The sequence below is a fragment of the Kitasatospora sp. NPDC058406 genome (assembly GCF_042722765.1).
Taxonomy (GTDB): domain Bacteria; phylum Actinomycetota; class Actinomycetes; order Streptomycetales; family Streptomycetaceae; genus Kitasatospora.
Map to the genome: position 1 here is coordinate 1 of NZ_JBHXKE010000338.1, position 7576 is coordinate 7576.

A 7576-nucleotide genomic window follows, 5' to 3' on the forward strand; every position below is an offset into this window, starting at 1 on the left:
CGCCCCGGGCGGGCTGCGGCCCCCGGGGGCGCGAGGCGGGGGCGGGTGCCGGCCCGCCCGGCGCTCCCCGGGGGATTCCGGAGATTCACCCGGGTGCCGCGTCACAGATCAGCCGGCCGTCCGGTCTACCCGTGTGGGGCGGGACCGACCGGTGCGCGGCGAGCGGCCGATCGGACCGCCCCGGACAGGTCAGAAGGATCTCCGCGAGAGGATCACCCCCATGAAGGTCGTAGTGATCGGTGGCACCGGACTCATCGGCTCGAAGCTGGTCGCCAGGCTCGGCGAACACGGCCACGAGGCGGTGGCGGCCGCGCCCAACACCGGCGTCGACACACTGACCGGCGAGGGCCTCGCCGAGGTCCTGGAGGGCGCCTCGGTCGTGGTCGACGTGTCGAACTCCCCCTCGTTCGAGGACGAGGCCGTCCTGAGGTTCTTCCGCACCTCGACCGCCAACCTCCTGAAGGCCGAGGCGAACGCCGGCGTGACCCACCACGTCGCACTGTCCGTGGTCGGCACCCGGCTGCTCCAGGAGAGCGGCTACTTCCGTGCCAAGCAGGCGCAGGAGGAGCTGATCACAGCCGGTGGGATCCCGTACTCCATCGTCCACGCGACGCAGTTCTTCGAGTTCTTGAAGGGCATCGCGGATGCGGCGACCGACGGCGACACCGTGCGCCTGGCCCCCGTGAGGATCCAGCCCATCCACTCCGACGACGTGGCCGCCGCCGTGGGCCGCACGGCCGTCGGCAGCCCCGTCAACGGCATCGTGGAGGTGGCCGGACCCGAGGCGTTCCGGCTGGACGAGCTCATCCGCAAGGGGCTCGCGGACAAGGGTGACCCGCGCACGGTCGTGGCGGACCCGGCCGCCCCCTACTTCGGCGCCCGGCTTCAGGAGGCCACCCTCCTCCCGGGCCCCGACGCCCGCCTCGCGGAGACCCGCTACACCGACTGGCTCGCGCAGCAGGGCTGAGTCCGCTCGGGGTGGCCCTGTCGCGAGGGCCACCCCGGTCCGGCCACCCCGGCCCGGCCACGCCGACCGCCGGACGGACTCCGGGCGGACTCCGGGCGGACGCCGCCTACCGGTCGGCGCCCAGGGGCTGCCGGTCTCGGGCCGCCGTGCGGCCGGCTCCTCGCTCGACGCACCCGACGCGCCCCGCGAGGAGAAGCAGCACGGCCGGAATCAGGCCGCGCGGGAAGCCGGACGGTTCGAGGACCCAGGCCCCGCCGAGCACCCACGCGCCCAGGGCCCGGCCCCGGTGGGGCGGTACCTGCCGGTTCTCGACCCCGGCTCCGACCGAGGTCGACGCGTCGGCCCCTGGTAACTGCGCGGGGGCGGGGCGGGGCGGGAGAGCCGTCGCGGTCCGCCTCCCCGTGGTTCCGATTCGGCCATCCCCGCGCACATCGCTCGCGGTCTTGCCGCAACTCCCCATGGTCATGGGAAAGTTGCCGGGCAACCGGGAAACCGGACAACGGGGGAAGGTGGTCGGAGCATGGGTACCGAGGTGCGTACGGTCGAAGTCCCGCTGGGGGACGGTACCGACGGAGTGCTGCGGGTGCAGATCCGCGAGGTGGACGAGTCGCTGGCGAGGGTCGGGCGCGGCGGTGGCGCCGTCGCGCGGGCGTCGCGCTCCTTCGGGGAGATGCTGGACGGCATCCGGCCGGTCGCGGACAGCTTCGTGAGCCGGCTGGGCGGTCTCGTCCACCGGCCGGACGAGATCACGCTGGAGTTCGGGGTCTCCCTGTCGGCCGAGGCGGACATCGTGATCGCGAGCACCGCCACCGAGGCCAACTTCTCGGTGACCCTGACCTGGAACTCCCCGGCGCCGCTCGACACTCCGTAAGGGGCCGGAATGACCATCGCGAGCGGGTCCGCGAACGCGGACGCCGCGCTGGGCTCCGCCATCGTCCGCGTCACGGGCCCCGACGGAACGGTCGGCGGCGTCGGGTTCCTCGTGGCCCCGGACCTGGCCGTGACCTGTGCCCATGTCGTCGCCGACGCCCTGGGCCTGCCGCGCACGCAGGTCCGGGAGCCGCAGGGCACCCTGACCCTGGACCGGCCCCTGTCCGGCACTGCCGGCCGGGCCGCGGCGGGAGTGACGTACTGGGTCCCGTTGCGGGCCGACGGCACCGGGGACATCGCCGTCCTGCGACTGGCGGCACCGATCCCCGGCGCGACCCCGCTGGCCATGGCCTCGCCTGCGAGCGTGTGGCAGCACCCCGTACGGGTGGCGGGATTCCCCGCCGTCTCCCCCGGCGGCGTGTGGCACGCCGGGCGGCTGCGCGGCGCGACCGCCGAGGGGTGGGTGCAGCTCTCGGGCGCCGACCAGCAGGGCGTCAGCGTGGACAAGGGATTCAGCGGCAGCCCCGTCTGGGACGAGCAGGCCGGGGCCGTCGTCGGGATGGTCGTGGCCGCCCAGCTCTCCGGAGCCCGGCAGAGCTTCATGATCCCCACGCAGACCCTGATCGCGGAGGTCCCGCCGCTCGCTCCCGTCCTCACCCCCGCCTCGCCCTTCCGGGGCCTGGGCACCTATCAGGAGGCGGACGCCGAGGTGTACTTCGGCCGCGACGGCGAGGTGGCGGACGTGACCGCCCTCCTCGACTCCGGCCCGCGGACCTGCGTGGCCGTCGTCGGCCCCTCGGGCTGCGGGAAGTCCTCCCTGGCCCTGGCCGGAGTGGCGCCGCGGATGCGTGCGCGGGGCTACGAAGTACTCGTGGTGCGCGCCGCCGACGGGATCCCCGTACGCACCGCCCTCGCCGCGGAACTCGCCCGGCTGGCCCGGCCGGAGCTGCGCGCCGGACCGGCGGGGCCGCGGTACCTGGAGGAGTCCCTGATCCGCCACGGCCTGCCGGTCACCGCCCGGCTCGCGCTGGGCGAGCGCGCCCAACGCCTTCTCGTCGTCCTCGACCAGGCCGAGGCGGTCCTGCCCGACCCCCGGCGCGCGGACGACCTCACCGTGGGACTCCTCTTCCCCGAGCCGCGCCCCCCTGGGCTGCGCGTACTCGTCACCCTCCGGGCCGACTTCATGGAGGCGGCGCTCTCGCACCCCGTGCTGGGACCGGCCCTGGACCGGGCCGCCGTCCGGCCGCTGCTGCCGATGACCCGTGCCCAGATGTCCGAGGTGATCCTGCGGCCACTGGCCCGCATCCCCGCCTTCTCGTACGACCCCGGGCTGGTCGCCCGGATGCTCGACGACGCCGGCACCGGGCCCGGCGTCCTGCCCCTGCTGGGCTTCGTCCTGGCGCGACTGTGGGACGAACGGGCCCTGGGCCGCCTGAGGTTCACCGCGTACGAGGAGATCGGCGGGGTTCGCGGCGCCCTGGGCCGCCACGCGGAGGCCGCCTGGCGGGACGGCATCGCGGAGGTCGACCGGGAGGAGGCCCTGCGGCTGCTCACGGCGCTGGTCAGGCTGATGCCGGGAGGCGAGGCGCCGCTGCGCGGGGTGCTGAGCCGGGCCGAGGCCGGGGAGGGGCGGTGGCGGATCGCCAGTCGGCTCGCGGAGCGGCGGATCCTGGTCGTCGGCGGGGATCCGGAGCGCGGCCAGACCGTCGAGCTGGCCCACGAGGCGCTCATCGGCGCCTGGCCCACCCTGGCCCACCAGGTGGCGCAGGACCGGGAGTTCCTCACCTGGCGCGCCGGCTTCCGCCACGACCTCGACCGCTGGCGCGAGCTGGACCAGGCCCGGGACCAGCTCCTGACGGGCGCACCGCTCGACACCGCCGTCGCCCAGGTCCGGGCCCGCATGAGCGAACTCTCGATTCCCGAGAGGGAGTTCTACGAGGCAAGCCTGGCCCGGCGCACCGAGGAGGCCTCCCAGGCCCGCTGGGCCAAGCGGCGCAGGAAGGCGGTGATCTGCCTCCTGAGTGCCCTGCTGGTCGTCGCCGGCACCTTCTCCTGGATGTTCTACGGGGCCAACGGCAAGCTCGGCGAGGACCTGCGGCGGGCCGCCTCCCCGCAGCTCGCGCAACTCGCGGGCCGGCTCGACGACGTGTCGCTCACCACCTCGGCCCTGGTGAGCGCCGCCGCGTACCGCACGGACCCGGCCCCCGAGGCACAGACGGCCCTGTTCGAGCAGTACGTCCGCATGCGGCACGTCGAACAGATCGTGCTGGAGGGCAAGGGCGAGGTCCGGGACACGTTCATCAGCGAGGACGGCAAGCACGTCACCGTCGGCCTCCACTCCGGCGACCTCCTGGGGGTGGACCTCACCACCGGATCGCCGCACCTCTCACAGATCCGAACGGGGGTCGTCCGGCTGGTCACGGCCTCGGCCGACGGCCGCACCGTCGCGACCTCCACCCCCTACGGCCTCGTCACGGCGGGCACCCGTCAGACCGACGGCAGCTGGCGGACGGTGAAGCTGCGGGACACCGCGCAGGCCCGCGACAACGCGCGGGCGGCCTCGGACATCCGCTTCGACGCCCCGGGGCAGCGGCTGCTCGCAGCCGTCCCCGGTGAAGGGGTCTCGGTGTGGGAGACGGCCACGGGATCGCGGGTCGGCGACACCCTCGTACCCCCGGCCGGCTGGAACGCCTCGCACGCCTGGTTCGGCCCGGACGGTGCCACCGTCATCGGCCGGATCGTCCCGGAGGGCGCAGCCGCCGGCGCGAACGGCAAGCTGGTGCGCTGGCAGCTGTCCGGCGGCCTCCGGGACGAGGAGACCTGGGGCAGCCAGGAAGTCGGGCAGGTCACGGTCAGCGCGGACGGCTCCACCCTCGTGCGGTGCACCGCCAACGGAGTCCTCCAGGCCTGGGACCTGACCGGGCAGCCGAGGGTGAAGAAGCAGTACAGCACCACCCAACTGGGCCTGGTCTGCCCGCTGTACGTGCCCCGGCTCGACCGGACGGGACGCTTCCTGCTCAACCCCGCGCAGCGGTTCGGGGCCGGCCTGGGCCGGTACCGGTTCCTGGTGCTGGACCTCCAGGAGGGACTGCCCGCCACGCTCGATCTGCCCGCCCCCGCACAGCAGGACGAGTTCGTCGCGGGCTCGACCGCGCTGCCGGCCGTGAGCCTCGCCGGTCCCCCCGACGCGATGAAGGTCGCGGTCAGCGCGGGCGGCACGGTCGTCGTCGCCCGGGTGCCCGCGCCCACCGGCTTCGACAGTGCCATGCTCACGAGCCTGATCCGCACCGTGGACGTGGACCACGACCGTGTCGCCAGTGTCGACGCGGACGGCAGGACCCTGCGCCTGTGGGACCTGAAGACGCGCCGCCAGCTCGCGGCCCTGCACCCCTCCGCCCCACTCGCGCGCAGCTACCCGATGTTCAGCCCCGACGGCAGGCGGCTGCTGACCGTCACGACCGACGGCCTCGGTGTCCTCGTCTGGGACCTGAGGCCGCCCGGCACCGGCACCGACCCCGGCACCGAACTCGCCGAGGTGCGCCGCCTGGTGCTGCCCGCTCCCCCGGGGATCGATCCGGCGGGCGTCGATCCCCGCACGGGCCGGACCCCGGCCTGGGTCAACGTCTGGTTCGACGGCGACGACCACGCCGTGGTCTCGGCCGTCTCCTACGTGTCCCGTTGGGACCTCCGGTCCGGCGCGCAGGCCGGGAAGCCGTACCGGCCGTCGGTCCAGGAGCCGGTCGACCTGTCGGCCGCGGCCTCCACCGTCTTCGGTGTGGCCCGCGCCGGTCACAACCAGGCGGCCGTCCGCTCGGGGGGAGACGAGATCCAGATCTGGGACTTCAAGGAGGGCAAGGTCGTCGAGAGCTTCGACTCCGAGAAGGGCACGCCCCGGCAGATGACCTTCGACCAGACGGGACGGCTGTTGGCCGTGGTCACCACCGACGAGGTCCTCAGGATCCGCGACATGGACAAGCACACGTGGCGGACACTGGCCTACCAAGGCGTTCAGTGGCTCAACGGCTTCCCCACCCCGTCCCGGCTGAGCACCGTGGCCACGGCCAACTCCTTCACCTTCTGGGACGTGGGCAAGGGCACGGAGCTGTACCACTTCTCCCCCGGCTACGGGGCGACGGGCGACTGGTCGGCGGACGGCAGCCGGCTCGCCTGGTCCGAGGGCTCGTCCGTGGAGGTGCTGCCGCTGGACCCGGAGACCTGGCGCCGACGCGCGTGCGACCTCGCCGCCCGCGAACTGTCCGAGGCCGAACGCGGACTCCTCCCGCCGGGCAGCCGCCCCGACGCCTGCACGGCGCCGGAGAAGTGACCCCCGCGTCCCGTCGGGACACCGGCCGGGCCCGGGGGATCCGTGACGCTCCCCACACGGGCGCTACGCGGCCGGCCAGGCGCGGTCGTCCACCGTCAGGAACGGCTCGCCCAGCACGGCGGCCGGGGTCGTGCCGGTGAACGCCATGACGTCCCGATGGAGGTGGGACTGGTCGTATTCGGCCGCCAGGTGGTCGACCCGGACGAGGCCCCGGCCGGCGACGATCCGGTCCCAGGCCCACACCACCGCCGGGTCCACCGGCGAGCTCCACGCCGACCCGACACCCAGGGCCGTCTGACCGCCGGGGCGCACGGCGAGCACCGCAGTCGTCCGGCCTTCGGTGACGCTCGACGGGGGCGCCACCGACGGCCGGGATCAGCCCCTGCGGTCGGAGCGGAGTTCCCGGTAGTCGAGGTCGGGCAATCGGATCCAGGTGTCGGCGGGGCCGGTGACGGCGCGGGCATCGGTGGGCCGCAGTCCGGCGAAGGCGCAGGCCTGGGCGACGGCGTGGCCGCGGTAGAGGTATCCGGTGAGGACGTCCTCGCGGCTGTCGTCGAGGTGGGGACCGCCACCGGGGTGGAGGCCGTGGGCCCCGCTCGTGCCGTTGCGGGCGATGCGGCCCTGGTTGCCACTCTTGGCGTTGGCGTAGAGGCCGTAGCCGATGGTGCCCACAGTCAGGTGGGCCATGGCGACCGGGGTGGAGGGGGTGTAGCCCCAGGGCTGGGTGACGACGCATCCGCCGGGCACGGTCGTGACGCCGGCGACGAGCATCCTCTCGCTCGCGTCGACCTCGTACGGGTTGTCGAGGAAGTCCTCCGCGGTCTCCTCGTCCACCGGTGTCGCGTCCAGACGGCGGATCGCCTCGGCCGCGTCGATGCCGGCGACGCAGGCGAGGCCGGTGCCTTCGAAGTGGAAGCGGCCCAGCGCCTCGACGAGTTGCCGACCGTACCGGGCGGTGGCCTGCTCGGCAGCGGTCGGGCCTGGTTGTCCGTCGGGAACGGGGAAGGGGAACAGGTCGGGGACCGGGCCGGCCAGGGCCAGCCCGCCGGGCGACCAACCGCCGAGTTGGGGCAGCCAGGGATCGGCACCGGCCGCGACGAGGACCCGGGCATTGTCCGGCCTGCCGGCCACGACGGCCTCCCACAGTGCCGTCGTCCCGCTCGACAGCGTGTCCACGTCCGAGACGCGGCCCGCCAGTTCGGCCACCACCTCGGGCGAGCCCACCGTCGCCGCCCGGTGCAGGGGCCGGAATTCGCCCCACGTATCCGGGTCGGCTCCCGCATCGAGCAGCGCACGAATGTCACCGAGGTGCCCCCAGCTGTCCCAGGTCGCACCGGTCCAACCCGTCATCCTGCTCACCTGCCCCCTCCGGTACCGAAGCGAGCGCCCGCAGCCCGCGTGCGATCGTCCACAGA

General features: G+C 74.4%; 4 protein-coding genes and 1 pseudogene. 3 read left to right on the forward strand and 2 right to left on the reverse strand.

Annotation, left to right across the window (positions count from 1 at the left end; translation table 11 throughout):
- The first annotated feature begins 220 nt into the window (after positions 1-220).
- The 3 genes from ACFWOG_RS37700 (at position 221) to ACFWOG_RS37710 (ending at position 6161) form a co-directional block, all read left to right on the forward strand.
- Positions 221-967 carry an SDR family oxidoreductase gene (locus ACFWOG_RS37700; protein ID WP_380363980.1) on the forward strand — a complete coding sequence of 249 codons (747 nt, stop codon included), beginning with the start codon at positions 221-223 and terminating at the stop codon, positions 965-967.
- A gap of 520 nt (positions 968-1487) precedes the next feature.
- The gene (locus ACFWOG_RS37705; RefSeq protein WP_329883798.1) at positions 1488-1838 is read left to right on the forward strand and encodes a CU044_2847 family protein; all 351 of its coding nucleotides are present in this window, start codon (positions 1488-1490) and stop codon (positions 1836-1838) included.
- A 9-nt stretch (positions 1839-1847) separates the two neighbouring features.
- Positions 1848-6161, forward strand: coding sequence for a trypsin-like peptidase domain-containing protein (locus tag ACFWOG_RS37710; RefSeq protein WP_380363982.1), 4314 nt, complete (start codon positions 1848-1850; stop codon positions 6159-6161).
- 63 nt (positions 6162-6224) lie between these two features.
- Here the strand turns inward: ACFWOG_RS37710 and ACFWOG_RS37715 are convergent.
- A pseudogene (locus tag ACFWOG_RS37715) lies at positions 6225-6425 on the reverse strand (AraC family transcriptional regulator); the annotation flags it as partial.
- Positions 6426-6536: 111 nt separating this feature from the next.
- Entirely contained in the window at positions 6537-7511 is a 975-nt protein-coding gene (locus ACFWOG_RS37720) for an ankyrin repeat domain-containing protein (protein ID WP_380363984.1), read from the reverse strand.
- Positions 7512-7576: the final 65 nt, after the last annotated feature.